The organism is Bacillus sp. FSL K6-1106 (assembly GCF_038005245.1).
GTDB classification, from domain to species: domain Bacteria; phylum Bacillota; class Bacilli; order Bacillales; family Bacillaceae; genus Bacillus; species Bacillus altitudinis.
The window spans coordinates 2084109-2107862 of record NZ_JBBOSV010000001.1 but is presented as its reverse complement, the minus strand read 5'-3'; the positions used below and the strand labels follow the sequence as shown (position 1 = coordinate 2107862).

Annotated in this window: 27 protein-coding genes; 11 read left to right on the top strand and 16 right to left on the bottom strand. The window is 40.4% G+C overall.

Annotation, left to right across the window (positions count from 1 at the left end; translation table 11 throughout):
- Nucleotides 1-73: 73 nt before the first annotated feature.
- Complete coding sequence (locus tag MHI20_RS11050) at nt 74-748, top strand: VWA domain-containing protein (RefSeq protein WP_045034059.1); 675 nt, start codon at nt 74-76, stop codon at nt 746-748.
- 51 nt (nt 749-799) lie between these two features.
- On the opposite strand, the gene MHI20_RS11045 is transcribed toward MHI20_RS11050, so the two are convergent.
- Nucleotides 800-3148, bottom strand: coding sequence for an FdhF/YdeP family oxidoreductase (locus MHI20_RS11045; RefSeq protein ID WP_135009595.1), 2349 nt, complete (start codon nt 3146-3148; stop codon nt 800-802).
- An 82-nt stretch (nt 3149-3230) separates the two neighbouring features.
- Entirely contained in the window at nt 3231-4496 is a 1266-nt protein-coding gene (locus MHI20_RS11040) for an L-lactate MFS transporter (RefSeq protein WP_025208127.1), read from the bottom strand.
- Nucleotides 4497-4630: 134 nt separating this feature from the next.
- Here MHI20_RS11040 and fdhD point away from each other — a divergent pair, with 134 nt between their 5' ends.
- Both fdhD and moaA read left to right on the top strand, forming a co-directional pair.
- A complete protein-coding gene (gene fdhD, locus MHI20_RS11035; RefSeq protein ID WP_268381905.1) occupies nt 4631-5419 on the top strand; it encodes a formate dehydrogenase accessory sulfurtransferase FdhD in 789 nt (262 codons plus the stop codon).
- Nucleotides 5420-5429: 10 nt separating this feature from the next.
- On the top strand, nt 5430-6437 hold the full coding sequence (moaA, locus tag MHI20_RS11030) for a GTP 3',8-cyclase MoaA (protein WP_268381904.1): 1008 nt from the start codon (nt 5430-5432) through the stop codon (nt 6435-6437).
- A gap of 254 nt (nt 6438-6691) precedes the next feature.
- Here moaA and rpsN read toward each other — a convergent pair whose 3' ends face one another.
- The 4 genes from rpsN to MHI20_RS11010 all read right to left on the bottom strand — a co-directional run bounded on the left by rpsN (nt 6692) and on the right by MHI20_RS11010 (nt 8967).
- Complete coding sequence (gene rpsN, locus MHI20_RS11025; RefSeq protein WP_268361061.1) at nt 6692-6961, bottom strand: 30S ribosomal protein S14; 270 nt, start codon at nt 6959-6961, stop codon at nt 6692-6694.
- Between the two features lie 16 nt (nt 6962-6977).
- Complete coding sequence (locus tag MHI20_RS11020) at nt 6978-8174, bottom strand: GTP-binding protein (RefSeq protein ID WP_041091417.1); 1197 nt, start codon at nt 8172-8174, stop codon at nt 6978-6980.
- An 80-nt stretch (nt 8175-8254) separates the two neighbouring features.
- A complete protein-coding gene (rpmG, locus tag MHI20_RS11015; protein ID WP_003214771.1) occupies nt 8255-8404 on the bottom strand; it encodes a 50S ribosomal protein L33 in 150 nt (49 codons plus the stop codon).
- Between the two features lie 140 nt (nt 8405-8544).
- A complete protein-coding gene (locus tag MHI20_RS11010) occupies nt 8545-8967 on the bottom strand; it encodes a DUF5362 family protein (protein WP_007497598.1) in 423 nt (140 codons plus the stop codon).
- Nucleotides 8968-9255: 288 nt separating this feature from the next.
- Between MHI20_RS11010 and MHI20_RS11005 the strand changes: the two genes are divergently transcribed.
- Both MHI20_RS11005 and MHI20_RS11000 read left to right on the top strand, forming a co-directional pair.
- Nucleotides 9256-9450 carry a hypothetical protein gene (locus MHI20_RS11005; RefSeq protein ID WP_072367358.1) on the top strand — a complete coding sequence of 65 codons (195 nt, stop codon included), beginning with the start codon at nt 9256-9258 and terminating at the stop codon, nt 9448-9450.
- A 33-nt stretch (nt 9451-9483) separates the two neighbouring features.
- Nucleotides 9484-9882, top strand: a complete 399-nt coding sequence (locus tag MHI20_RS11000) for a hypothetical protein (RefSeq protein WP_039165303.1) — start codon at nt 9484-9486, stop codon at nt 9880-9882.
- Nucleotides 9883-9930: 48 nt separating this feature from the next.
- Here MHI20_RS11000 and MHI20_RS10995 read toward each other — a convergent pair whose 3' ends face one another.
- Nucleotides 9931-10440: a hypothetical protein gene (locus MHI20_RS10995; protein WP_056704223.1), complete on the bottom strand. Its 510-nt coding sequence runs from the start codon at nt 10438-10440 to the stop codon at nt 9931-9933.
- A gap of 98 nt (nt 10441-10538) precedes the next feature.
- Between MHI20_RS10995 and MHI20_RS10990 the strand changes: the two genes are divergently transcribed.
- Genes MHI20_RS10990 through MHI20_RS10980 form a run of 3 tightly spaced genes read left to right on the top strand, consistent with a single transcriptional unit; the run spans nt 10539 to nt 13436 of the window.
- Nucleotides 10539-12338, top strand: a complete 1800-nt coding sequence (locus MHI20_RS10990; RefSeq protein ID WP_217816078.1) for an ABC transporter ATP-binding protein — start codon at nt 10539-10541, stop codon at nt 12336-12338.
- Between the two features lies 1 nt (nt 12339).
- Nucleotides 12340-12909, top strand: a complete 570-nt coding sequence (locus MHI20_RS10985) for a MauE/DoxX family redox-associated membrane protein (protein WP_282917083.1) — start codon at nt 12340-12342, stop codon at nt 12907-12909.
- Entirely contained in the window at nt 12906-13436 is a 531-nt protein-coding gene (locus MHI20_RS10980; RefSeq protein ID WP_282917084.1) for a TlpA family protein disulfide reductase, read from the top strand. The genes MHI20_RS10985 and MHI20_RS10980 overlap by 4 nt, the downstream gene beginning before the upstream one ends.
- 32 nt (nt 13437-13468) lie before the next feature.
- On the opposite strand, the gene MHI20_RS10975 is transcribed toward MHI20_RS10980, so the two are convergent.
- Nucleotides 13469-13966 (bottom strand): GNAT family N-acetyltransferase, encoded by a 498-nt coding sequence (locus MHI20_RS10975; RefSeq protein WP_061420456.1) that lies wholly within the window; start codon nt 13964-13966, stop codon nt 13469-13471.
- A gap of 127 nt (nt 13967-14093) precedes the next feature.
- Between MHI20_RS10975 and MHI20_RS10970 the strand changes: the two genes are divergently transcribed.
- Entirely contained in the window at nt 14094-14990 is an 897-nt protein-coding gene (locus MHI20_RS10970; protein ID WP_039165313.1) for a peptidoglycan DD-metalloendopeptidase family protein, read from the top strand.
- Between the two features lie 85 nt (nt 14991-15075).
- On the opposite strand, the gene MHI20_RS10965 is transcribed toward MHI20_RS10970, so the two are convergent.
- The 5 genes from MHI20_RS10965 to MHI20_RS10945 all read right to left on the bottom strand — a co-directional run bounded on the left by MHI20_RS10965 (nt 15076) and on the right by MHI20_RS10945 (nt 19159).
- Nucleotides 15076-15423: a P-II family nitrogen regulator gene (locus tag MHI20_RS10965; RefSeq protein ID WP_007497589.1), complete on the bottom strand. Its 348-nt coding sequence runs from the start codon at nt 15421-15423 to the stop codon at nt 15076-15078.
- 18 nt (nt 15424-15441) lie between these two features.
- Nucleotides 15442-16650, bottom strand: a complete 1209-nt coding sequence (locus tag MHI20_RS10960) for an ammonium transporter (protein ID WP_041091425.1) — start codon at nt 16648-16650, stop codon at nt 15442-15444.
- 193 nt (nt 16651-16843) lie between these two features.
- Nucleotides 16844-17584 carry an amino acid ABC transporter ATP-binding protein gene (locus tag MHI20_RS10955; protein WP_061420454.1) on the bottom strand — a complete coding sequence of 247 codons (741 nt, stop codon included), beginning with the start codon at nt 17582-17584 and terminating at the stop codon, nt 16844-16846.
- A 10-nt stretch (nt 17585-17594) separates the two neighbouring features.
- On the bottom strand, nt 17595-18272 hold the full coding sequence (locus MHI20_RS10950) for an amino acid ABC transporter permease (RefSeq protein WP_007497584.1): 678 nt from the start codon (nt 18270-18272) through the stop codon (nt 17595-17597).
- A gap of 41 nt (nt 18273-18313) precedes the next feature.
- Nucleotides 18314-19159 (bottom strand): transporter substrate-binding domain-containing protein, encoded by an 846-nt coding sequence (locus MHI20_RS10945; RefSeq protein WP_226650609.1) that lies wholly within the window; start codon nt 19157-19159, stop codon nt 18314-18316.
- A gap of 218 nt (nt 19160-19377) precedes the next feature.
- Here MHI20_RS10945 and MHI20_RS10940 point away from each other — a divergent pair, with 218 nt between their 5' ends.
- Nucleotides 19378-20769: an MFS transporter gene (locus MHI20_RS10940; RefSeq protein WP_061420448.1), complete on the top strand. Its 1392-nt coding sequence runs from the start codon at nt 19378-19380 to the stop codon at nt 20767-20769.
- Between the two features lie 33 nt (nt 20770-20802).
- Here MHI20_RS10940 and MHI20_RS10935 read toward each other — a convergent pair whose 3' ends face one another.
- From MHI20_RS10935 to MHI20_RS10925, 3 genes are all read right to left on the bottom strand, one after another.
- Nucleotides 20803-21402, bottom strand: coding sequence for an undecaprenyl-diphosphatase (locus MHI20_RS10935; RefSeq protein WP_061420445.1), 600 nt, complete (start codon nt 21400-21402; stop codon nt 20803-20805).
- A 109-nt stretch (nt 21403-21511) separates the two neighbouring features.
- Nucleotides 21512-22699 (bottom strand): MFS transporter, encoded by a 1188-nt coding sequence (locus tag MHI20_RS10930; protein WP_024718734.1) that lies wholly within the window; start codon nt 22697-22699, stop codon nt 21512-21514.
- Between the two features lie 15 nt (nt 22700-22714).
- Nucleotides 22715-23128, bottom strand: a complete 414-nt coding sequence (locus tag MHI20_RS10925; protein ID WP_008343328.1) for a MarR family winged helix-turn-helix transcriptional regulator — start codon at nt 23126-23128, stop codon at nt 22715-22717.
- Between the two features lie 347 nt (nt 23129-23475).
- On the opposite strand from MHI20_RS10925, the gene spoIIID reads away from it, so the two are divergent.
- Nucleotides 23476-23754, top strand: coding sequence for a sporulation transcriptional regulator SpoIIID (spoIIID, locus tag MHI20_RS10920; protein WP_008343327.1), 279 nt, complete (start codon nt 23476-23478; stop codon nt 23752-23754).

Sequence of the window (23754 nt, the reverse complement as noted above, 5' to 3'; positions counted from 1 at the left end):
AGAAAAGGGAAACGATTGATTGATGCTTTCGTTTCTCTTTTTCTGTACAAATGAAAAAAAGGGAGATTTTTTAATGAAAAGAAATATTATATTAACCATTTTAGCGAGTCTTGTTCTGCTTCTTTCTTCACCAGCTCATGCTGTAACGAAAAAGGAGCCTGCTCATGTGGTGATTTTACTTGATTTAAGCGGAAGCATGGCACAATCGGTTGAAGGCGAAAAGAAAATCGATATCGCAAAACGCTCGATCCAAAGTTTCGCAAGTATTTTATCAGAAGATACACAAGTCTTGCTTCGTGTTTTTGGTCATGAAGGAACGAATAAAAATGCAGGAAAAGCCGTTTCTTGTGCAAGTTCCGAAGCAGTTTATGGATTTGGAACATATGAGCAAGCAACCTTTCAACAAGCGCTAAATGTGTATGGTCCAACAGGATGGACACCACTTGCCAAAGCATTAACTGATACGAAACAAGATTTTGAAGATCACCAAGCTAAAGGAAAAAATATTGTATATGTTGTCAGCGATGGTGAGGAAACATGTGGCGGAAGCCCATCACAAGCAGCAAAGCAATTACATGAAGAAGGTATTGACACAATCGTCAATATCATTGGCTTCGATGTAAATGAAAAAGAAGCAAAAAGTCTAAAATCTGTTGCCCAAGCTGGTGGTGGACAATATCAACCAGCAGCAAATGCAGAAGAATTGAATCATATTCTTCAAAAAGAAGCGAACTCTTTTGGTCAATAGGATGTGAATAGACAGCTGGGGAGAAACCCCCAGCTGTTTTTTCATAAAGGATCAATTTAAAGTCGTTTCCAATTCATCAATCCGTTTCTCCACGTAGTGCTGATCTTTTCTTGCATGAAAGGTTTCGGCTTTTTCTAATATTGCGGTGGTATTGTATTCTGGAATCTGGGAATAGCTTTCGTAAACTCCTTTTGGTATTAACACGTTTCCTTCAGGCCAATAAACTGCGATATTTCCACGTTTCAGCTCTCCGAATTGAGCAACTCCTTGGTAGGATCCATATTGATTAAAAAGGACAACGGGATCGCCTTCTTGGACGTAAAGCTCTTTCGCATCTTCTTCATTCATCAAGATAGAATGCCGCTTTCCACCATTAAAGGCATCCTTTTCACTGTAAATCATAGAGTTGAATTGCTTGCCTCGTCTTGTCGTGATATTGAAATGCCCTTCAGTTTTTCGGTATTGAGGCAGCTGTGCTGGGAGCAGGTGTCCTTTTCCATCCGGTGTTGGACACACCCCATCTTCGCAAAGCCATGCGCCACCCCATTGAAAGACATCCCCTTTATGACGCAAATGCTGGATCCCATCATAGTTCCGATTTGCGATGGCAATCTCACGGCGAATGTCTTCAGCATGGTCAAAATGAATCAGCTTCGCGTCTTCTGGGCGAACTCTTTTTGCTAGGTCAATATAAATGTCCCATTCAGCTCTAGCTTCTTCAATGCGAGGTCCTTCAATTTCCGGACTGAAATACACCATGCGTTCCGTACTGGTTGATGTACCGCCGCCTGGCTGTTCATATCTTGTCATTGCAGGCAGAACAATCACAGTCTCTTCTGCTTCTACCAGTGTAGAGGTGTTCAAAATAATATCTTGATGGACACGGAGTTCAAGCTCGGATAGTGCTTTTTCAATCGCTTCAGGATTTGGCATCGTTTCTAAAAAGTTTCCACCGCTAGTAAACAGCATCTTCAGCTTTTGCGGGTGTTCTTTTGGAAGAGCCATTTTTTCAAATGATTGCCCAATCGTGTCGCCATGCCATTTTGGAATATCAAATCCCCATATCTTCTCGATTCTTTTAATATTCTCTGCATCAAAATCACTGCCGGGCAATACGAATGGATCGGCACCCATTTCGCCTGAGCCTTGGACACCGCTATGGCCACGAATAGGCATAACGCCACAATGTTTTCTGCCAATAAATCCGCGTAACATGGCAAGGTTTGCGACTTGAGATATATTATCAGTTGCAAAGCGATGCTGAGTGAGACCCATACTCCAAATAAACACCCCTGAATTGGCATTGGCAAGCAGTACAGCGAATTCCTTCATTCTTTCTTTAGATAAGCCTGACGATGCTTCGAGATCTGACCATTTTAACTGAGTGACATGCTGCTTTACATCTTTTATGCCGGTTGTATGTGCTTGGATAAATTCATGGTCAAGAGCGGAATGGGGCGCTTGCTCCTCCATATCAAACCAATGTTTGATGACACCATTCATAAACGCAATATCGCCGCCTATATTGACTTGATAAAAATCATCCGCTATTTTTGTGCCGAATAAAGCACTTTCTGGGATAGAAGGGACCCAATATTTTTCCATTGCAGGCTCTTTATATGGATTGATGACAATGATCTTGGTTCCTTTCTTTTTAGCGGCGTACATATATTTAGTAGAAACCGGCTGGTTGTTTGCTGCAACAGAGCCCCAAAATATCAATACATCTGTTCCAATCCAATCACTGTAATTACAGCTGGATGCACCTATACCAAGGGAGCGTTTTAGAGCGGTTTTGCTTGGTGAATGGCAAATACGAGAAGCATTATCGATATGATTTGTTCCAATAAATCGCGCAGCTTTCGCCGCAGTATAGTACACTTCATTTGTAATCCCTCTAGCCGTTAAATAGAAAGCAAGCTGACGTTTATCAATGGATTTGATTTTAGCGGCGATTTGATCTAATGCACTATCCCAAGAAATGCGTGTAAAGGCATTCTCACCTTTTTTTCGAATCAGGGGATAAGGAATACGCCCAAGTTTTCGAAGAGACGTGCTATCCATTTGTTTGAGCCGCTCAATATCTTCGAACCATTTTGGATCAATAGCTGGCATTGTGTTAAGCCGTAACACATTCAGTCTTGTAGTGCATATATGGGGTCCTGCTAGTGTTTGATCGTATAAACCTGATACACCAAGAGCACAGCCGTCACAAACGCCCTGAGTCAATATACGGTACGCATAAGGGAGATTATCTTTGTTCTCCCATGCCACTTTCATCGTGTCTCGAATGTGTTTCGGTTTTACTTTTCCGAGCCCCATAGGAGCAAAAGAGGCCCATAGCTTTGGTGAGGGTTTTTTGTTGAGTTTAATAGGCCCCTTGTGTTTTGTTTTTCCCATGATATCGTCACCCTCCTATCATTTTGTAAAGCGTTTTCATATCTAAAAATTACCTGTAGATTGTCATTCTGTCAAATTCATCTTAAGAGCGGACCGTGACAGAAGAAGGAGCAGTAAGATTTGATTCACGAAGTTGTTTAATATCCTTCCGAATGAGAAGAGATATGATAAACGCAATGAAAAATAGGCCAGAGAAGACCATGAGACTTTGTGTGTAATTGCCTGTAATGTCACGAATAAAGGAGGAAAATAAAGGTCCTGCTAAACCAGCAGCGGCCCAAGCGGTGAGAATATAACCGTGTATGGCACCTAGCTGCTTGGTACCAAATAAATCTCCGATATAGGCTGGAATTGAAGCAAACCCTCCTCCGTAGCACGTATAAATGATCGCCATCACGATTGAAAAGATGAGCGGTTCTTTTAAGTAGGGAAGTAAGGGAAAAGCAATGAGCTGTATAGTAAAGAAAATCGTATACGTATTTGGCCTTCCGATATAATCAGAGAAGGATGCCCATCCGATCCGTCCTAGCCCATTAAAAGCACCTAAAATTCCAACAAGAGTAGCTGCTGCACCCGCCGTGAAACCAACACTTTCTTGAGCAAGCGGTGATGCTACAGAAATAATAGCAATTCCGCATGTGATATTAATAAAGAGCATGACCCACAAATAATAAAAACGCCGTGTTTTAATGGCTTCATTTGCGGTGAGCTGTGATAAATCTTGAGGAATTTTTCTTTGGCTTGTTTTTAGCACGTTAAATTGTTTGACATCATCAGGTGTTGGTGGTGATAAATAAAGAGATGAAACGACCATGATGATAAAATAAGAGATTCCGAGAATATAGAAGGTATTTGCAATATCAACTTTTTCAATGAGAAATTGAATAATGGGACTGCAAATCAGAGAAGCAAATCCAAAACCCATAATGGCTAAACCCGTTGCGAGTCCTCTTCGATCTGGAAACCATTTGACTAATGTTGATACTGGAGCAATATAGCCTACACCTAATCCGATTCCAGCGAGTACACCATAAAATAAATAGAGGAGAGGTAATGAAGACATGTGGACAGCAAACCCTGATCCAGTCATCCCAATGCCGAAGAAAATAGCTGAGAAGAGCCCTGATGCCCTCGGCCCATACTTTTCAACGAAATGCCCCATGAAGGCAGCTGATAAACCTAAAAATAAAATAGCGATGCTAAATGTCAGGCTTATTTCTGTTAATGACCATTGAAAGGTTTGATGTAAAGGATTCGTAAAAACACTCCATGCATAAACAGATCCGATAGATAAATGAATCCCCACAGCACTTGTAGCGATCAGCCAACGATTTTTTGTTTTATTCATTGTGTTCCCTCCATATAAAGCAAACAAAAAGTTTGATAAGATAGAAATATGTTACATTTTTATGACTTTTTAAAATAATATCACAATTCGTCTGGTTCATATAACTAAATTTGTGTTGAAAGGAAGATCAGATCATGAATCCTTCTGTTAAAACGAAACGACGCATACACCAATATCGCAAAGGTCAAATGACATGTAAAATAGATGAAGTTGTAGAAGAATTCCCTTTAACCGTGCTGGTGAATGGTGAAGAGTTTGTCACACTCGTTTGTTCACCGGATCATTTGAAAGAATTGGTGATCGGTTTTTTAGCTTCAGAAGGAGTCATTCGATTTGAAAAAGAGATTAAAAGGTTTACAATAGATGAAAGTATGGGTTTTGCATATGTTGACTTACATCACACAACTCAGTTCCAATCCTCAGATTTTACAAAACGAGTGATCGGATCTTGCTGTGGGAAAGGAAGGCATTTTTATTTTCTCCAAGATGTAAAGACGGCAAAAACAGCCATTGACCGAATCAGTATTTCTGCTGAAACTTGTATTCATTTAATGAAATGTTTACAGGAGGAAAGTCAGTTATTTCAACATACTGGTGGTGTCCATAATGCTGGACTGTGTGATACAGAAAAGCTATTCATCACTAGGACGGATATAGGACGGCATAATGCGTTGGATAAAATCTATGGATATTGTTTACTTCATAAAATCCCACTGAGAGATAAAATCCTTGTATTTAGCGGCCGGATATCATCTGAAGTTCTGTTGAAGGCAGCAAAATTAGGAGTATCAATCGTCATATCAAAATCAGCTCCTACTGAGTTAGCACTTAAAATGGCAGAAGAATTAAATATTACAACAGTTGGATTCGTAAGAGGAGAATCTTTTAATATCTATACTCATCATCAGCGTATTACAGAATAGGAGGCTAAGTATGGTCAGTATTTTGGATAAAAGACATCGACCATTGCGCGATTTAAGAATATCCGTAACAGATCGCTGTAATTTTAGATGTACGTACTGTATGCCTGCTGAAATCTTTGGACCAGATTATCCTTTTTTAGATAAAGAAGAGCTGCTTAGCTTCGAGGAAATTGAACGACTTGCTGCGCTTTTTGCAAAGGAATTAGGTGTGGTGAAATTACGTATTACAGGCGGTGAACCTTTAATGCGTAAAGATTTGCCCGTTTTGATAGAAAAACTCGCAAAAATTCCAGGTATTGAAGACATCGCGATGACAACCAATGGAACGCTGTTACCTTTGTACGCAGATAAGCTAAAGAAAGCAGGTCTGAATAGAGTCACCATTAGTTTAGATTCTTTAAATCCAGATCGTTTTAAGCAGATGAATGGAAGACACATTTCCATCCAAAAAGTATTTGATGGGATAGAGGCTGCAAAAAAAGCTGGACTTGCTATTAAGATCAATATGGTTGTCCAAAAAGGTGTGAATGATCAAGATATCTTACCAATGGCAGCCTATTTTAAAAAAGAAGGACACATTCTACGATTTATTGAATTCATGGATGTTGGCAATACGAACAAATGGAATCTCAAACATGTATTGACGAAAAAAGAGATTATGGAGCTAATTCATTCAAAATACCCTATCAAACCAGAACCCCCTCGATATCAAGGGGAAGTAGCCAATCGTTATTTTTATGAGGATGGGTCAGGAGAGATTGGCATTATTTCTTCCGTTTCAGATGCTTTTTGTGGATCGTGTAATAGAGCTAGACTATCTGCACGTGGCGAATTATTCACCTGTCTTTTTGCATCATCGGGCTTTGATCTGAGACAATTCATCCGTAATTCAGAAAATGATGAATATCTAGTGAACATATTGAAGGAACTTTGGTCAAACAGACAGGATCAATATTCAGCTGAGAGAGAGCAAAAGAAAGATCAGAAAAAAGTTGAGATGTCCTACATCGGCGGGTAATGACAACAAAGTATCATGATCATCGATTTTTGAAAAGAAGAGAAAATGCTATAATCACTGTTGAAAATCTTCTTTTAACATCAGGATAATATTTCCTATAAGGCTCGGCCCCATAAAAAAACAGCAGAGATTCTGCTGTTTTTTAAAATGTTATTTTGTACCTCAAAATTGACAGAGTAAGGATGAAAAAGAGATTTTTATTCATTTTGTCCTGCTTTACATTGACAGGAACTATGCTAAGATCAAATCAATCTTTACCAACTCGATTTTTTTACTCCTGGAATCTGTCCTTTATAGGCAAGCTCACGAAAAGCAATTCGAGACATTTTAAATTTTCTCAAGTAACCTCTAGGACGGCCAGTTAATTCACAGCGGTTTTTTAAGCGAGTGGGTGAAAAGTCTCTAGGTAGTTTCTGCAAAGCTTCATAGTCACCTTTTTCTTTTAGCTCTTTCCTTAATTGTGCATATTTCAAAACGAGCTGCTGCCGCTTTTTTTCTTTTGCTATTTTTGATTTCTTTGCCATTTAAAACCCTCCTGGTTTAAGTGTGTATGTTCCATTGAAAGGGGTCTTCAAACGTTGTCCAATCTTGATCAAATTCTTCAGGTGTAAGTAAGCATTGATCTAGTGTACGAATAATATCTGCTTTAGGTAAATCTACACCGATAAAGACAAGTTTTGTATGTCGATCACCAAACTCTGCATCCCACTCATCTAGAATGTCTGGTTCCTGATTTAAGATCCGTGATCGTTCTTGCTCAGGCAAGGCAGCAATCCAGTATGCGATTGGTTCAATTGCCACAGATTTTCCAGCTTGTGAAATTAAAATGGTTAAATCATGATGTGTCGCTAGCCATGTAAATCCTTTCGCTCGAACGATTTGCTCTGGCATTTGATCTAACCATGCATTCAGTCTGCCAGTATGAAAAGGGAGCCTTCTTTCATAAACAAAAGATGATATTTGGTATTCTTCTGTTTCAGGCGTATGCTGAGAGTGTCCAGCATTAATTTCTTTGATCCAGCCCGCAGAAGCACTAGATTTTTCAAAATCGAATAAACCAGTATTCAAAATATCACTAGGTTGTACGTTACCTTTAGAGGTTCTAATAATGGCTGCTTCTGGTTGAAGTTTGGTTAACACGTGCTCAAGCCGATCTAGTTCTGATGCTGATACAAGATCACATTTGTTGATAATGAGCACATCACAAAATTCAATTTGATCAATAAGTAAATCGGAAATCTCTCGTTCATCATCATCTGAAACTGCTTCTTTACGATCCAATAAACTTTCTCCTGACTGGAAATCTGTCCAGAAACGGTTTGCATCTACCACCGTTACCATCGTGTCTAATCTGCAAAAACGTGTCAAGTCTATGCCCATTTCTTCATCAATGTAAGAGAAAGTTTGAGCGACAGGAATTGGTTCACTAATACCTGTAGATTCAATGACAATATAATCGATATTCCCAGCCTTACAAAGGCGTTCTACTTCAATTAATAAATCTTCTCTCAATGTGCAACAAATACAACCATTAGATAGTTCAACCAGTTTCTCATCTGATCGAGAGAGTTCGCCGCCTTGCTTAACTAATTCCGCATCAATGTTTATTTCACTCATGTCATTGACAATAACAGCTACTTTTAGCCCTTTACGATTCTGAAGAACATGATTTAATATCGTGGTTTTTCCAGCTCCTAAAAAGCCGCTTAGAACTGTGACAGGTATTCTTTTATCCATTTGTTTTAGTCCTTTTGAACATGCTCATTTTGTATGCCGCCTCACTTATATAGTAATGATTACGATTTAAATCTTAAAAATTATTTTGTTTCCCGATGAAGGGTGTATTTCTTTAATCGTGGAGAATATTTTTTTAACTCCAATCGGTCTGGGTTCGTTCGTTTATTTTTTGTAGTGATATAGTTTCTGTCACCTGTTTCAGTACAGGCTAAGGTGATTTTCACGCGCATAATTGCTATAATCCTCCTTTATTTCGTAATGATTACGATTTGTATTTTAAAATGATAAAGGCTGATTGTCAAGTTTAGTATCAAGTCTATGCCAACTCAAATAAAAAAGGGGTATCGTATTTCATTGATACCCCTTTCTATTAATAAAAGTCACCAAGTTCTTCTTCGTAATAATCTTCGTACTGTTGGACATCAGTAGGAAGCTCTTGGAGAAAGGCTAGCCCGCCTAGTATAAACATCAAAACGATCGCGATGAATGAGAGAATAACGGCGGCAATACTTGAAATCGCAAACAGTGTTTGCATTTTCATCATCTTAGCATATTGTTCCAATAATTCTTCGTAAGAAGTATCAGGCGCTTGAATCAATTGTTCAGCTGCTTTCACGGATTTTTGGACATGTATTCCCATCATGATGAGAAAAACGCCAATGGCAGCAGGAAGAACAAGCCAAAACCCACTGAGGATGGATAGACCACCTGAAATATAGAGAAAGATGCTCCCAACCTTTCCCCACTTTGTTATTGAATGAAGAGATTGAATGATTTTCTCAGTTTGTTGCAATTGTGTTCACTCCTTTATGTATTCACTCTATATCATACTTGAGCAAGTAGTACTTTAGGAAGAGTGAATTGACCATTTTTCTATCTTTTATTTACTTTTTATGGATAAATAAATTATTTTTCAATAAGAAAAAAGTAACAATTGCTATAATTATAACCGACAAATTTTGTAATAAATAAGAAAAATAGTTTAAAATAATTAGAAAAATTATCAAAATATGTTGTTAGTTGTCTATCAATTGGTTATTATTGTATTGTATTACCATAAAAATTGGAAGGTGGAATTCATATGTTAGATCGAATTTTAAACAAAATGACCAATGTTCAACCTGCAGCTGCTAGATGTATTTTGCAAAGATTGGTCACTTCTTGCCAATCAGCACCAACTTGTTTCCTTCAAGGCGTTGGAACTTTCCGTTACTATGTGGATCGTGACACAGGTGAGATTTGTACTAGCCAAGAACGCGTTAAATGTGGCTGCTAAATCTAAGTATCTTATTTATTAGGGTGTGAACGCATGAGCATAACTCCAATTTCATTAGTAACAAATGCTATGCAGACGTCAAATAAGCGTCAAGCAGGCCATACATCAAATTCTTTTTTGACCCAAGCAGCGCAAATTGTTCAAGGCGACCATTCTCCAGAAGAGAGAAAGGCGTTATTTCAACAACTGACTTTAGTTCAGCAAGGAAAAGATTTAGAGCTTCATGTTTCTAAATTAAAGGAACTAGAGAAAGAGGTTCAAAAAGAGGGATCTTCTTCTGTTACTGTGAATCAGCACGGTGATCAAGTTGACATTTCAAATGAAGCTCGCAGTGAGTTTGAACAAGCTGAGGAACAAACATCCGCTTCAAGCGAAGCTAATGATATCGCTGCAGAGGAAAAAGGGAAGGATGTTCAGCCAAATTCACAATAATAAAAAATGAGGCATGTGTTTGATGCTCTTCACATGCCTCATTTATCTTTAGTTTGCAGCTAGTCTTGAATAAAGACCGTCTGGAAAAGGTGCTGCATATGAGATGGTATCATTCTCTTCTACCATGATGTAGAACGGAAACTCCTGAATTTGGAATGCGTTTATCAATTGTTCGTCTACCGGAATAATTCGCAAGTTTGTTTCGTGATCACGATATAATTCTTGGTCCTTTTTTTGCCCGTTTTTCAACAAAATACTCAATGAAACGTTTAGTTTACGCTGCTTTTTTGTTTCTAGGAATTGTTCGAGTGATGGAATGCAGTGCGGACATGCTGTGTCAGTGAAGATCAGTAATTGTTGTGTACGATTTGTTTGCAGCAGATCATTCATGTGAATGGGTGATGGCTGTTCGAGAAGTGGATGCGCAAGTTTCTGCCCCACGTGTTCTATAGGTAAGATGATAAGCTGCATCTGTTGTTTTAAATAGATGATAATTCCAGCCGTTAATAGAAGACTGCAAATCATAAGAGCGAGCTGTAAAAGAAAAATTGAATTCATCGTATATCGTCCTCTCAAAATGAAGTTACGCAAAGCTATCATATTACAAATATCAAAAATATGTCAATTATACTAAATGGTGTAAGGTGGAGCATCTCATGAGTACAGTGAACCATTGTTTATATGCAATCTCCTATACTTGGAAAAAAAGTCGTTCTTATCTTCTTTTAACTTTGTTCATTCAAGTGATCGTTGGTTTTATGCCTTTGGCTAGTGTCTGGATTATTCAAACTTTGATTAATGAAATTATTTTATTTATGACGTCTTCTGGTGACATCCAAAAGGTTTTGTGGTTATTTGGACTGCAAATGGTCATTGTGATTTTAGGATATGGGCTTCAATTCATTCTTCAGCTTAGTCAACAGAAAGCAACAAATCTGATTGGTCTGCATTTGAAAGGTGAATTGCTTCAAAAAGCGATAAGACTGCCGTTTATTACGTTTGAGCACCCGTCCTTTTACAATGAAAGTCAACGTGTGATGAACAGTCATCAGCATGTTCTCAGTATGGTGAGAAGTATTTTTACAATGATGAGCGCGTTGATTACTGTTGTATCACTTCTTATCTATATGATCGGTATTCATTGGGGCTTAGCGGTCATATTGTTCTTGTTTACCTTGCCTGTATTATGGATTGAACTTTTCTTTGGAGGCGCACGTTATCGATTAAATCGTTTGTTAACGGCTAATGATCGAAGAGAAATGTATGTATCTGATCTCGTCGCGCAGCGAGATTCTTTAAAGGAAGTTCGTTTATATGGAATAGGGAATTATCTTCTTCAAAAGTGGAGAGGTCACTACGTTAAAAGTGCAGATGAAAAATATAATTTGCTGAAACGCCAAGTGCGCTGGGAGATGGCAGGCGGGTTGCTCATGACATTGGCCTATGTGTGCTGTGGTTTATTGATTGTCTTTCTTATTTTTCAAAAAAAATTAGCAGCGGGTACGTTTGTTGCAGTGCTACAAGCTGTACAAAACATTCAAAGTGGGTTTCAAGATTTAACGAGGGAATGTTCTAGTTTATATGAAACGAGCCTATATGTTGATGAAATGAGAGCTTTTCAAAAGAGAGAAGAGGAAATGCATGAACAGACGGAAGAGGCAGCGTCGCTTCAGGGAATTGAGCATATCCAGTCCATTACATTAGACAATCTCTCTTTTACTTATCCGAATATGAAAAAACCAGCGATTGAGCATATTCATTTTCATATGAATAAAGGTGAACGAATTGCATTAGTAGGAGATAATGGGTCCGGTAAAACCACTTTAATCAAATGTTTAACCGGCTTATATGATCCAGATCAACAGAATATGCACAAAGTCAATGGAGAGGATATTTCCACCATCCATAAAAAGACCTATCATGCGAGAATGGCTGTGCTTTTTCAAGATTTTATGAAGTACGAATTCACTGTGAGAGAAAACATAGGATTTGGCCGTATTGATGATATAGAAGAGGAAGAGCGGTTGATTTCAGCCGCCCGTCAAGCAGGTATAGAGAAAAGAATTAATGAAATGGAAGACACATATGATGCGCAGCTAGGTCGCTTTTTTGAAGAGGGACATGAATTGTCTGGCGGACAATGGCAAAAGCTTGCGATGGCGAGAACCTTCTTTAGAGAAAGTGATTTTATTATTTTAGATGAACCGACCTCTGCTCTCGATCCATTGTCGGAGATCTCACTCATTCGAAAGTTGTTCGATCATACGCAGGATCAAGGTGTTTTGTTTATTACACATCGTATGGGAGCGGCCCGCTTAGCAGACCGTATCATCGTCATGAAAGATGGTGCTTTTATTGAAGAGGGTAACCATGATGAACTGATGGCATTACACGGAGAGTACAGAAGGCTATACGAGGCACAATCTCAACTATTTCAACAAAAGGAGATGGTGTAAGGTGAGTGTCTTTTATTTCATAGGCGTCTATTTACTAGGAATCATTTTTGCAGGTGCATGGCTGGATAAAGCAAGGAAACAGAAGGCACATGTTCAGCAGATCAATGCTTATCGGCTGCTGCCGCCTTCTTTCGCTGCACCCATGTTTTATGTGTTTTTGTCGATTGAGTTGGTTTGTACGGTTCATTTGTTTATATGGAACATGTCTGTCCTGCCTGCAATTGGCCTTACAGCCCTGTTATGTATTTATACTGGAGCGGTTACGTTCAATTTAATTAGGGGGCATCGTGATATTTCGTGCGGTTGTGGAGGATTACTGGAAAACGATCGCCTGCATTGGGGGATTGTGATTCGTAATCTGCTGATGCTTACTCTTGTGGCTGGGTTATTTTATGTACATCCTGGTGTTGAAATGATTTCATTGCGGTTGAAAATGATTTGTTTTCTCATTGCAGCGGCTGTCTGTTTGATCATAGCGGTCAGCCAAGAAATTGTGCTATTGAAGCGAAAGTGGATCGACTCATTCCAGATTGCAGATGAATCAATTATAGAAGGAGATAAAATGAAATGACAGATATTTTATTAATCATTGTGTTATTAATTGTCATTGCCCAGCTGGCTGTCGTTTTTTTGCTTGCCCGTTTTATCGGGAGATTTATGAATAAAATAAAGTCCCTTGATGGAATTGAATTGAAGGAAGCGGATATTGGTGACCCGGCTCCGTTATTTCGCAGTTATTCGCATGTAGGTGAAAAGGTGATCTTGAAGGAGTATTTGCAAAAAGGGCGAGCTGTGATGCTGTTATTTGTGAATTCTACTTGTATGACTTGTAAAAGTATTTTGTCTGATGTGCAGCCTCAAACTTCACATGATGATGCTCATGTGATTGTTATAAATGGAGATGAACAAGCCGATGATGCCTCGCTTCTTCAATTGCTGCCGGAGCAAGCTGTTTATATGCGCTCATCACAAATTATGGAGTTGTATGGAGTAACAGTTGTTCCGCAAGCGCTTCTGATTGATGAACATGGTATCATTCTGAAAAGAAAATCACTTCAAAATGCGAAGCAATTTGAGCAGTTGGTGCATGCTTCATAAAAAAGCGTCTCTTTCTTCAAGAGACGCTCAGTTTATAATTCTTTTCCTAAAATATCTAAGTCGTACCGATTGCCGTCCATTTCTGCGATGCGTGGCAAATGTCCCCAAGTCTCAAATCCGTGCTTCTTAAATAATTTGATGCTGGCTTCGTTGTGGCCGAAAATAAAGGCAAGTAACGTTCGGATGCCTAATGAGGGTGCCAATTCGAGCGCCTCTTGTAAGAACAGTGACCCTAAACCTCTTCCTCGATAGTCTTGGTTCAAATAAATACTCATTTCAACAGTACCGTTGTATGCAGGTCTGCCGTAAAACGTTTCAAAACTGAGCCAGCCGTAGATATTTCCTTCCTCATCTGTTTTCACATAGAGAGGACGTTTCTCTGAATGATTCAAAAACCACTGACGGCGGTCTTCTACTGTAACAGGTTCTGTATCGGCCGTTACTTCTCTTGAAGCAATCGTTGAATTGTAGATATCGACGATCTCTTTGAGGTCATCTTCTGTTGCCATGCGGTTGAAAGTTTTCACCATATGTACCCCCATCTTTTTTCATTCATCATACATATTATTGATGCGATTGCGCAAAATAAAAAGAAAAATGATTTCGTGTGTATATATTTTTTGAAAAGTGTTCAGAATGTTGCTGAGGTGATGAAAAATGAGAGAGGAAGAAAAGAAACGTACTTCCAAAATCACAAAAGTTCAGCAATTTTTCCGTAAGCGCTGGGTATTCCCTGCTATTTACTTGGTCAGCGCAGCGGTCGTGTTAACAGCCGTTCTTTGGTATCAAGCTGTATCGAAAGATGTGAAAGACCAACTATCTGATGGAAATCAAACAGGACAAGAACAGCGTGATGATGCCGTTGAAGTTGGAAAGCCAATTGAAAATGTCGCTATGCCGGTCCAGAATTCTGAGAATGTTTCTGTCGTGAAAAAGTTCTATGAAGCAGATGCTGATCAAAAAGAAAAAGAAGCAGCACTTGTAAACTATAATAACACCTATACCTTAAGCAAAGGTATTGATCTTGCAGATAAAGATGGCAAAGTGTTTGATGTCACAGCTGCTCTTAGTGGAACAGTCGTTCAGGCGAAAAAAGATCCAGTTCTCGGTCACGTTGTTGAAATTGAACATGAAGATGGATTGTCTACTGTGTATCAATCGTTGTCTCAAGTGAGTGTAAAAGAAGGCGATGAAGTAAAGCAGAATGATGTCATCGGTGCTTCTGGTAAGAATCTATATGGTGCTGAAAGCGGCAACCATGTTCACTTTGAAATTCGTATGGAAGGTTTAGCGCTTAATCCACTTAGCTTCATTGATAAGCCTGTTTCTTCCATTGAAAAAGCAGCGCAAGAAGTGACAGAAGAAGCAAAAGAACCTGCTCAGCCAAAAGTTGATGAAAAAACGAAGGAACCTGCTGCTGACGATAAGGCAAAAGAGCCGGCTGAAGAAAAATCTGAAGATAAGTCTGATGAGAAGGGGAAATCCTCTGATCAAGAAAAGTCTTCTGATTCCTCTAAAGACCGCAGTCAGTCAGAAGAAACAAAACAATCTTAATGTCATGTCAGATCCTCTGTGTAGATAAATGCACAGAGGTTTTTTTCTGTCTTTAAAAAAACCTCCGCCATATGGCGGAGGGATGCTATAAGGCGGCAGGTCCTTCTTCACCTGTCCGAATGTTGATTGTATTTTCTATCTCATATATAAAAATCTTCCCATCCCCTGGTTCGCCTGTACGCAGTACTTTCTGTGCTGTTTCCACGACCTGTTCAACAGGTACTTTGCTTAAGACGATTTCAATCTTTAAACGTTCGTACACATTGCTTTCCTTTTTGACGCCACGGTATAGTTCCGTATGTCCCTTTTGTAATCCGCAGCCGTGCACATTGGAAAAGGTAATCGAGGTGACACCAATCTTTCCAAGCTCCACCTTTAATGTTTCAAAATTAGCTGGACGTGTGACAATCTCCACTTTATACATTTTGCTCATAGAGACACCCCTTTTTCTTTAATCTTGATATGCTTTTTCGCCGTGCATCGTTAAATCAAGACCGACTGATTCTTCTTCTTCAGTTGCGCGAATCTTGAAGAAGATGTTGACGACTTTGATGATCACGTATGTGACAACTGCAACAAAGACGTATGTGGCCACGATGGCGACAACTTGTTTCCAAAGTAAGCTTGGATCGCCGTAAAATAAGCCGTTGGCTCCGCCATCATTGACAGATGTAGTGGCGAAAAGGCCTGTAGCAATGCCTCCCCACGTACCGCCGATTCCGTGCAGACCGAATGCATCCAGTGCATCATCATAGCCGAACTTGGCTTTAAGTGAATAGACGCCCCAGAAACAAACGATTCCGCCGATAATTCCGATGATAATCGAAGCAAATGGTGTGACAAAACCTGCGGCAGGTGTAATCGCTACTAGGCCTGCAATGGCTCCAGAGATTGCACCTAGCATCGTTGGTTTTTTGTTGATCATCCATTCGACTAACAGCCAGCCGATGATTCCTGCAGCAGCTGCTGTATTGGTGTTAATAAAGGCATACATGGCGACACTGTCTAATGTGAGGGCACTTCCTACGTTAAACCCAAACCAGCCAAACCAAATCACAGCTCCGCCTAGAAGTGTGTAGATCAAGTTATGCGGAGAAGAACTTGCCGCTTCTTTTCGCTTCCCGAGAACAATGGCTACGACTAGACCAGCCACACCGGATGATATGTGGACGACGTTTCCACCGGCGAAGTCAAGTGCTCCCATTTCGCCAATCCAGCCGCCACCCCATACCCAGTGTGCGACTGGAGCGTATACAAATGTGACCCAAAGGAGTGTAAACACGACCACCGCTGAGTAACGAATACGTTCAGCGAAGGCACCAGAGATAATGGCTGTTGTGAGGACGGCAAAGGTCATTTGGAACATCATGAACAATGAATGTGGAATCGTGTCACTATATGAACCAGGTTCAAAGCCAACGCCTTTTAGTCCAACCCAGTCAAAGCCTCCGATCCATGCATTGCCTGGCGCAAAGGCCAGTGAATAGCCAAACACGATCCAGACGATAGAGACAATGGCTAGTGAGGTTAAGCTGTGCATTGTCGTACTTAACACGTTTTTACTTCTCACAAGTCCTCCGTAGAATAAGGCTAAACCCGGTGTCATTAACCACACGAGTAGTGTGCAGAAGAACATAAATACTGTATCACCCATTTGCATGCTGCATTCCCCCGAATCATTCAGAATTAATAGATTTCTTAATTCTTCATTATAGAGAGAAAAGTCATATATAACATATTCATGTAAGTTTATCTAACATGGTTTTTTGGTCATTATCAATATAAATGGATGAAAAGTTCGTAAAAAATGAGAATAATCGTGCATGAACGACGAAAAATAAAGGGCGTTTGACCTATAAAATCGAACTGAGAAACAATTTGGTTCGCTCCTCTTGAGGAGAATCAAATAATTCTAATGGGGTACCTTGTTCGACAATTCGTCCTTCATGCATATAAACAACTCGGTCAGCTACTTCTTTTGCGAAGCCCATTTCATGAGTGACGATGACCATTGTCATGCCTTCTTTGGCAAGACTTTTCATGGTTTGCAGCACTTCGCCTACAAGCTCTGGGTCCAGCGCAGAAGTGGGCTCGTCAAATAACATGACATCGGGCTTCATGGCGAGAGCTCGTGCGATGGCAACGCGCTGTTTTTGACCGCCTGATAGCTTTGAAGGGTACACTTTTGCTTTATCCGCTAGTCCGACTTTTTCTAATAAGACATTGGCTTCAGTTATCGCTTGTGCTTTCTTTGTTTTTTTCACCATAACCGGTGCTTCGATGATGTTTTCAAGCACGGTTTTGTGCGGGAAGAGATTAAAATGCTGAAACACCATGCCTATTTTCTGCCTCATTTCGTTTAATTGATCTCGTTTTGGATGAACGGGACTGCCATCAATGATGATCTGACCGTCATTTTTTATTTCTAAAAAATTCATACAACGGAGCAAGGTGCTTTTCCCAGAGCCGCTTGCACCAATTAAGACGACGACATCATTTTCATATACAGTGAGGTCGATATCTTTTAAGACATGCAGCTCTCCAAAGTATTTATTCAGTTTTTCAACACGAATGATCTCTTTTGATTCTGTCATGCTTCTCCTCCTAATGATCACTGACTGATAGTTTCTTCTCAACGGTTTGCACAGCGAATGTTAACAGCAGGACAAGAACTAAGTAATAGACAGCCACGACAAGTAAGTACGTCATGTTGTCAAAACTGTTGGAGCCTTGAGTGGTGGCTATGTTAAAGAGTTCATTGACGCTGATGAAGGCAGCAAGTGATGAATCTTTTAAGCCGATGATAAACTGATTGCCGAGAGGGGGAAGGGCGCGCCGCATCGCTTGCGGGAGAATGATACGTCTCATGGTTAGAAATCGCCCCATGCCAAGAGAACGTCCTGCTTCTTTTTGACCTTGATCGATTGATTGAATCGCCCCTCTGAATATTTCTGCTATATAGGCACCGTTATGGAAGGCAAGCGCAATAGAGGCTGCCCAAAAGTCGGGTATATTTAATTCTGTCAGCCCAAAATACAGGATGAAAATCTGCACAATGAGTGGTGTCCCGCGTACAAGGAAGATATAGGCATTTGCGATATAACCGAAAACGGCCACGCGGGATATTTTTAGTAAGGCAAAGAAAAGCCCGATGAACATGCCGATGAAAATACTGATGACAGTGAGTTGTAAGGTGAGCAGCATTCCTTCTAAGAAAACGCCTCTAGAATCAATCAGCGTTTGAAAAAAATGTGATAAGGTAGGCAAAACAATCATCTCCATTTGAAGAAAGTGCGCCTAGAGAAAGGCGCACAATCGTGGTTTTAATCCTGTTTGACGGTAATATCTTCGTCAAAATACTTTTCGCTAATTTGTCTTAATGTTCCGTCTTTTTTGAGTGCATCAATCGCATCGTTGATTTCTTTTATGAGCTCTTTATTGTCTTTAGAGACAGCAATTGCTTGCTCACTTTGCCCGAGTCTTTCTTGTGCTTCAATTTTTAGTTTTTTCTTCATGGCTTCTGCCCCTGTGGCAAAATCAGTGACGACTGCATCGTGTTTGCCATTGGCTAGTGCTTCTAAAGCGACAACATCACTGTCGTAATATTTCGGTTCTTGACCGCTATGTTCTTTGGCAATATCCGCATAAGACGAACCTTTAGAGACAGCGATTTCTTTGTTTTTTAAGTCATCTGCACTGTGAATGTCTGCGCCGGGTCTTGTGAAGATTTGCGGACCTGAGTAGTAATACGGTTGAGAAAAAAGGACGTGTTTTTTTCGTTCCTCGTTGATGGTATGACTTGCAATGGCGGCATCAAATTTACCTGCTTTGACGCCTTCGACGATGCCTGCGAATTTATATTTTTTCTGTACAGGCTCTAGACCCATCTTGTCGCTAATCGCATTGCCGACATCAATATCAAAGCCGGACATCTGGTTTCCATCCATGTAACTGAATGGGTGGAATTCACCTGATGCTGCAAAAATAAATTTCCCATCCTCCAAAATCGGCGACCCTTTCGCTGTAGAATTACGTTTATCTCCGTTCCCATTTGTTTCATTTGAACCGCACGAAGACAGAAGTAATACTGCAACCGAGAAAAGGGCTGGGACCCAAAACCGTCTTTTTTTAATAATAAGCTTCTCCTCCTTTTCAGCCGTTCTCCGTATAAGGAGAAAGTAGGCTTTTCAATATGTGTAGCATCTTACCATTTGTTCCTCATATTCTCAATTTTATATGCGCTTTTCCAACACTTGCCCTTTTTAAAATGTATGTCTTGCTTTTCGGAGAGAGAACTTGAATTGATCAGGGTAAAAAAGGGAAATGAATCTCATAATAACGAGGAGATAGACAAAGAACGTGTATGTCAAAAGAAGGGGGCGGGTGTATGATCAAATGGAAAGACAACAGAAAAGTCTTTTTAACGGCGATTGCTTTTGGAACGATGTTAAATCCATTGAATTCCTCAATGATTTCTTTAGCCTTGCATCAAATTCAGCATGAGTTCGGTTTGTCGTTTACGACGGTATCTTGGCTCATTTCAACCTTTTATTTGGCCAGTGCGGTCACGCAGCCGGTGAGTGGACGAATTGGAGATCATGTGATGAGCCGGAGAACCTTATTTTTATTTGGACTAGTTCTAGTGGCAGTCTCAGCCATTTGTGCGCCGTTTGCCCCGACTTTTGCGGTGCTGATTGTGATCCGGCTTCTACAGGCGATTGGAAGCAGTGCGATCTATCCTTCAGGTGTTGGACTGATTCGGGATCATGTGAAGGAACGACAAGCTTCTGCTTTAGCGGTATTGTCCATCTTTGCTTCAGCGATGACAGCACTCGGGCCGACACTTGGCGGGTTTTTGATGACGATCGGCAGCTGGCCGGCGATCTTTTTAGTGAATCTGCCATTCATATTGATCAGTTTTTTTCTAGGCCTTTCCTTGTTTCCTAAGGAGAAGAAGAAAAAATTGCGTATCGGAGACACTGTCCGAAAGCTTGATTTGCCAGGGATGTTGCTATTTACAGTTTGTATTGTCCTTTTGCTTTCTTTTTTATTATCACTATCTGATGGTATTCAGTATGTACAGGGCATTCTCTGTCTTGTGAGTGCGGGTGCTTTTATATGGTGGGAATATCAGGTGGATGAGCCATTTATCCAAATTCGGATGTTCAGGCAGGAGAAACGGCTTTCGCTTGTGTATGTGCAATTTATCATTTTGAATATTTTCTTCTATTGTCTCTTTTTTGGCTTGCCAAGTTATTTTCAGGATGAATTGGGCTGGCGTGTGGAGATGACAGGTCTCTTTATGCTTTGCATGTCTGGCGTGAGCATAATGGTATCGCCGCTGACTGGCAAGTGGGTAGATCGCGGCGATGAACGGCATCCTGTTTTGGCAAGTGCTGTGCTGATGCTGGCCGGTGCTTCCGCAATGACTTTCTTTTTTATACCTGCGCCATTCTGGGGGAAAGGACTGGTTCTTGCTTTGCTTGGACTCAGTTACGGGATTGGAAATGTTGCGCTTCAAGCTGCGATGTTAAAAGCGAGCCCTCAACAAATGATTGGCACGACCTCTGGGCTTTTTCAAACATGCAGGTACCTTGGTTCCATTCTGTCATCTGCCGTGCTTGGCATGCTGTTTGGTGAGGAAATTGCGGGTTCTCATTTTGAACAATTAGGCTGGACATTGATCATGATTTCCCTTGTCGGCATTAGCGTCAGCCTATATTTTTCGAGTATGGTCAGAGGAAACCAAACAATAAAAAAAGCGGCTGGGATAAAGTAGAAGAGAGGTCTTCTATACTTTATCGCAAGCCGCTTAAGAGTTGGACAGGTCTGATCCTTGGTCCTTTTGCTTCCTTCTGAAAATTTTGCCCACAATGTTCTCGTAAAATGTCACGATACGGTCAATTGGAGAGTCAAAGAACTTCCATAATTTATTCATGATAAAGACAACCAAAATCGATACGATCAAGCTGCCTAATACATCAAATGGATAATGATGACCGACCCAGATGCGGGAGAACCCTGTCAGTAATCCAAAAACAAGCAAAATATTGCCGAGTTTTTTATTACGGGATCGAATGGCTAGTGAAAGAGCCAGTGCACCTGTTGTGTGGTCACTTGGGAAGGAAGCGTCTGCTGAGTGCGGGATGAGTGTGTCGACTTTGTGCGCCACAAACGGCCGCTCTTCATAATAAAACAGCGTAATGGCAAAATTGACGATGAGTGCCACGATGCCTGTTACACCAGAAAAGAAGACATGCTTCTTAAATTTGTGATTACCTAAAAACCAGCAAATCAATAAGACGAGGGCATATACGAGAATGGCCTTTTTCGTAATGAAAATCATGGCCTGATCTAAAAACTCAGAATGATGAGCCATCCCGTGTATGACTTTAAACAATTCGTAATTCAAAACATCACCTATACTTTCGCTTAACGCCAACTATTTTTCAAAAGACCTATCTGTTCATTTGAAATATCCTATATTTTAGCATGTTTTCAGTGAAGTTTAAAACAGTATCCTATTCTGATAGGGAAACCTTTTGTGCTTTTGCTTCTTGCGGTTTTCGTTCGCTCCAATAAAAAACGCCCATGCTGAGTAACACGACAACGCCAGCAATGAGATATACATTTGAAAAATCTGTGAAGCTGACAAGCAGTCCGAAGACAAATGATCCAGCGGCAATCCCCGTATCATATAGGGTAAAGAAAGTTGCTGTGGCGTAGCCTGTACGGTGTGCTGGTGAGTGCTGTATCGCAAGTGTTTGTAGACATGGCACCAAAGAGCCGTAGCCAAGACCGATGACAGCGCCGGATAAAAGAAGCATGGTGGCTGTTTGGGTAGCGGTCAGCATCCATAAACCAATCGCAAAGAGAGCAATCGATGGATAGATCACAATATGAGGCCCGACTCGGTCAAACAGTCTGCCTGTAAATGGACGTGATCCAAGCATCGCAGCTGCAAATACAATGAAGAAATAACTGCTTGCACCCATCAGGTGAAGTGAATTGGCATAGACTGAAATAAATGAAATGATTGGCGAGTAACAGAAGGAGATAATGATTCCAACTGCTGCCGTTTTTAAAGCACCTTTTTCAAACAGGTGAGAAAAAGTGAATCGAAAGATGACACTTCCGCCGTTTTCAGGCTCTGGCTGTCTAATCAGCATCGTGAAAGCTGCACCGATAGAGACGATGATCGAAAAGAGAAGAAATAAAGAATGGAATCCTACTTTTCCGACTTGATTCAGTGCGATAAACGGACCGATAACCACAGCGAGGTTCATTGACATCACAAAGTATCCAAGACCCTCTCCTCGTTTATGTTTCGGAATCATATCAGCTGCAATGGCACTTGCTACGGTTGTCAAAATGCTGAAGAAGATTCCTTGCACGAAACGCAGCATGAGAAGTGTTTGGAATTGATCAATTGGAATGTATAAATAAGTGAGCAGGGCAAAAGCCGTTGAAGAAAAAATCGCCATGCGTTTCTTGCCGAATTTCTCAATAATGGCCCCTGAAAATGGTCTTGTCACAATTGCTGATAATAAGAAGACCGTCACAAGGAGGCCGCCCTGTGATTCTGTTCCATTTAATTCATCCATTGTATAAATGGGGAGTAGTGTCAAAAGGGCATAAAAAGAGGTGAATGTAAATAAATTCACCAGGACAATCATGATAAAGTCTTTTGTCCAAATGCGTTCGTTCATGGTGTATGTCACTTCCTATTCAGTTGATAATTTGTGTAAAAGTGTATGGAGGAGTTGTTTTTCTTCGTAGGTAAAATCTGAAAGACATTCTTCTTCAAATTGTTCCATCGTCTGTTTGATTTTTTGAAACTTTGCTTTTGCATCGTCTGTCATGACGATGAGATTCTCACGTTTGTCTTTTCCTTGGACTCGTTTCACCCAACCGTTTGCTTCTAGACGCGTCACGGTTCTGGTAATCGTCGGTGCTTCGACGTTCAAATAGGTCCAAATGTCTTTTTGCGTTTTAGGACCGAATGTATCCAAACAAAAAAGTACAGTCCACTGGGACATGTACAAGTCATAAGCAGCAAGCGCTTCGTTCGCTTTTTTAGACAGCAGCCGCGCGCTTTGATGTATTTGATGTAAACACTCTCTGTTTAACGTATCCATAGGCTCACCTTTATTCATTATTTATCTAGGTAAATAAAATCACCTTTCCTATTTTACGTGTTACACCGATGCTTGTAAAGTGAAAATTTTCGCCACTCGAAATGATTTTTTGTTTTGTCTTTTCTGATAAATCCCTTGTCCCATCTTCATTTTTAGCATATTCCCTATGCAATGCTAATACACTGTTACAAACCTGACAAAGAGAGTGTTTGAGGTGAGGGATCGTGTTTGGCATTTACTACCTAATGGATGAGAAATTAAGACGAACAAGCGCCGCTGAAAATGGATAATATTGATACGGATCTCATTTCACACTTCTCACATCCATTTTAGGGAGGTCGAGTGGTGTGCACGATTACATCAAAGAGCGAACAATCAAGATAGGAAAGTATATCGTGGAGACAAAGAAAACCGTTCGTGTAATTGCGAAAGAATTTGGAGTCTCTAAAAGTACTGTACACAAGGATCTAACAGAAAGACTGCCAGAAATTAATCCAGATCTGGCTAACGAAGTGAAGGAGATACTGGATTATCATAAATCAATCCGCCACCTGCGAGGGGGAGAAGCCACAAAGTTAAAGTATAAAAAAGAAGAAATTTTAGAAGGTGAGCCTGTAAAACAGTAA

What these genes read in the sequence shown, in the direction of transcription:
- MHI20_RS11050 (WP_045034059.1), top strand. Translation starts at nt 74, where the DNA reads ATGAAAAGAAATATTATATTAACCATTTTAGCGAGTCTTGTTCTGCTT.
- MHI20_RS11045 (WP_135009595.1), bottom strand. Translation starts at nt 3,148, where the DNA reads ATGGGAAAAACAAAACACAAGGGGCCTATTAAACTCAACAAAAAACCC.
- MHI20_RS11040 (WP_025208127.1), bottom strand. Translation starts at nt 4,496, where the DNA reads ATGAATAAAACAAAAAATCGTTGGCTGATCGCTACAAGTGCTGTGGGG.
- fdhD (WP_268381905.1), top strand. Translation starts at nt 4,631, where the DNA reads ATGAATCCTTCTGTTAAAACGAAACGACGCATACACCAATATCGCAAA.
- moaA (WP_268381904.1), top strand. Translation starts at nt 5,430, where the DNA reads ATGGTCAGTATTTTGGATAAAAGACATCGACCATTGCGCGATTTAAGA.
- rpsN (WP_268361061.1), bottom strand. Translation starts at nt 6,961, where the DNA reads ATGGCAAAGAAATCAAAAATAGCAAAAGAAAAAAAGCGGCAGCAGCTC.
- MHI20_RS11020 (WP_041091417.1), bottom strand. Translation starts at nt 8,174, where the DNA reads ATGGATAAAAGAATACCTGTCACAGTTCTAAGCGGCTTTTTAGGAGCT.
- rpmG (WP_003214771.1), bottom strand. Translation starts at nt 8,404, where the DNA reads ATGCGCGTGAAAATCACCTTAGCCTGTACTGAAACAGGTGACAGAAAC.
- MHI20_RS11005 (WP_072367358.1), top strand. Translation starts at nt 9,256, where the DNA reads ATGTTAGATCGAATTTTAAACAAAATGACCAATGTTCAACCTGCAGCT.
- MHI20_RS11000 (WP_039165303.1), top strand. Translation starts at nt 9,484, where the DNA reads ATGAGCATAACTCCAATTTCATTAGTAACAAATGCTATGCAGACGTCA.
- MHI20_RS10995 (WP_056704223.1), bottom strand. Translation starts at nt 10,440, where the DNA reads ATGAATTCAATTTTTCTTTTACAGCTCGCTCTTATGATTTGCAGTCTT.
- MHI20_RS10990 (WP_217816078.1), top strand. Translation starts at nt 10,539, where the DNA reads ATGAGTACAGTGAACCATTGTTTATATGCAATCTCCTATACTTGGAAA.
- MHI20_RS10980 (WP_282917084.1), top strand. Translation starts at nt 12,906, where the DNA reads ATGACAGATATTTTATTAATCATTGTGTTATTAATTGTCATTGCCCAG.
- MHI20_RS10975 (WP_061420456.1), bottom strand. Translation starts at nt 13,966, where the DNA reads ATGGTGAAAACTTTCAACCGCATGGCAACAGAAGATGACCTCAAAGAG.
- MHI20_RS10970 (WP_039165313.1), top strand. Translation starts at nt 14,094, where the DNA reads ATGAGAGAGGAAGAAAAGAAACGTACTTCCAAAATCACAAAAGTTCAG.
- MHI20_RS10965 (WP_007497589.1), bottom strand. Translation starts at nt 15,423, where the DNA reads ATGAGCAAAATGTATAAAGTGGAGATTGTCACACGTCCAGCTAATTTT.
- MHI20_RS10960 (WP_041091425.1), bottom strand. Translation starts at nt 16,650, where the DNA reads ATGCAAATGGGTGATACAGTATTTATGTTCTTCTGCACACTACTCGTG.
- MHI20_RS10955 (WP_061420454.1), bottom strand. Translation starts at nt 17,584, where the DNA reads ATGACAGAATCAAAAGAGATCATTCGTGTTGAAAAACTGAATAAATAC.
- MHI20_RS10950 (WP_007497584.1), bottom strand. Translation starts at nt 18,272, where the DNA reads ATGGAGATGATTGTTTTGCCTACCTTATCACATTTTTTTCAAACGCTG.
- MHI20_RS10940 (WP_061420448.1), top strand. Translation starts at nt 19,378, where the DNA reads ATGATCAAATGGAAAGACAACAGAAAAGTCTTTTTAACGGCGATTGCT.
- MHI20_RS10930 (WP_024718734.1), bottom strand. Translation starts at nt 22,699, where the DNA reads ATGAACGAACGCATTTGGACAAAAGACTTTATCATGATTGTCCTGGTG.
- MHI20_RS10925 (WP_008343328.1), bottom strand. Translation starts at nt 23,128, where the DNA reads ATGGATACGTTAAACAGAGAGTGTTTACATCAAATACATCAAAGCGCG.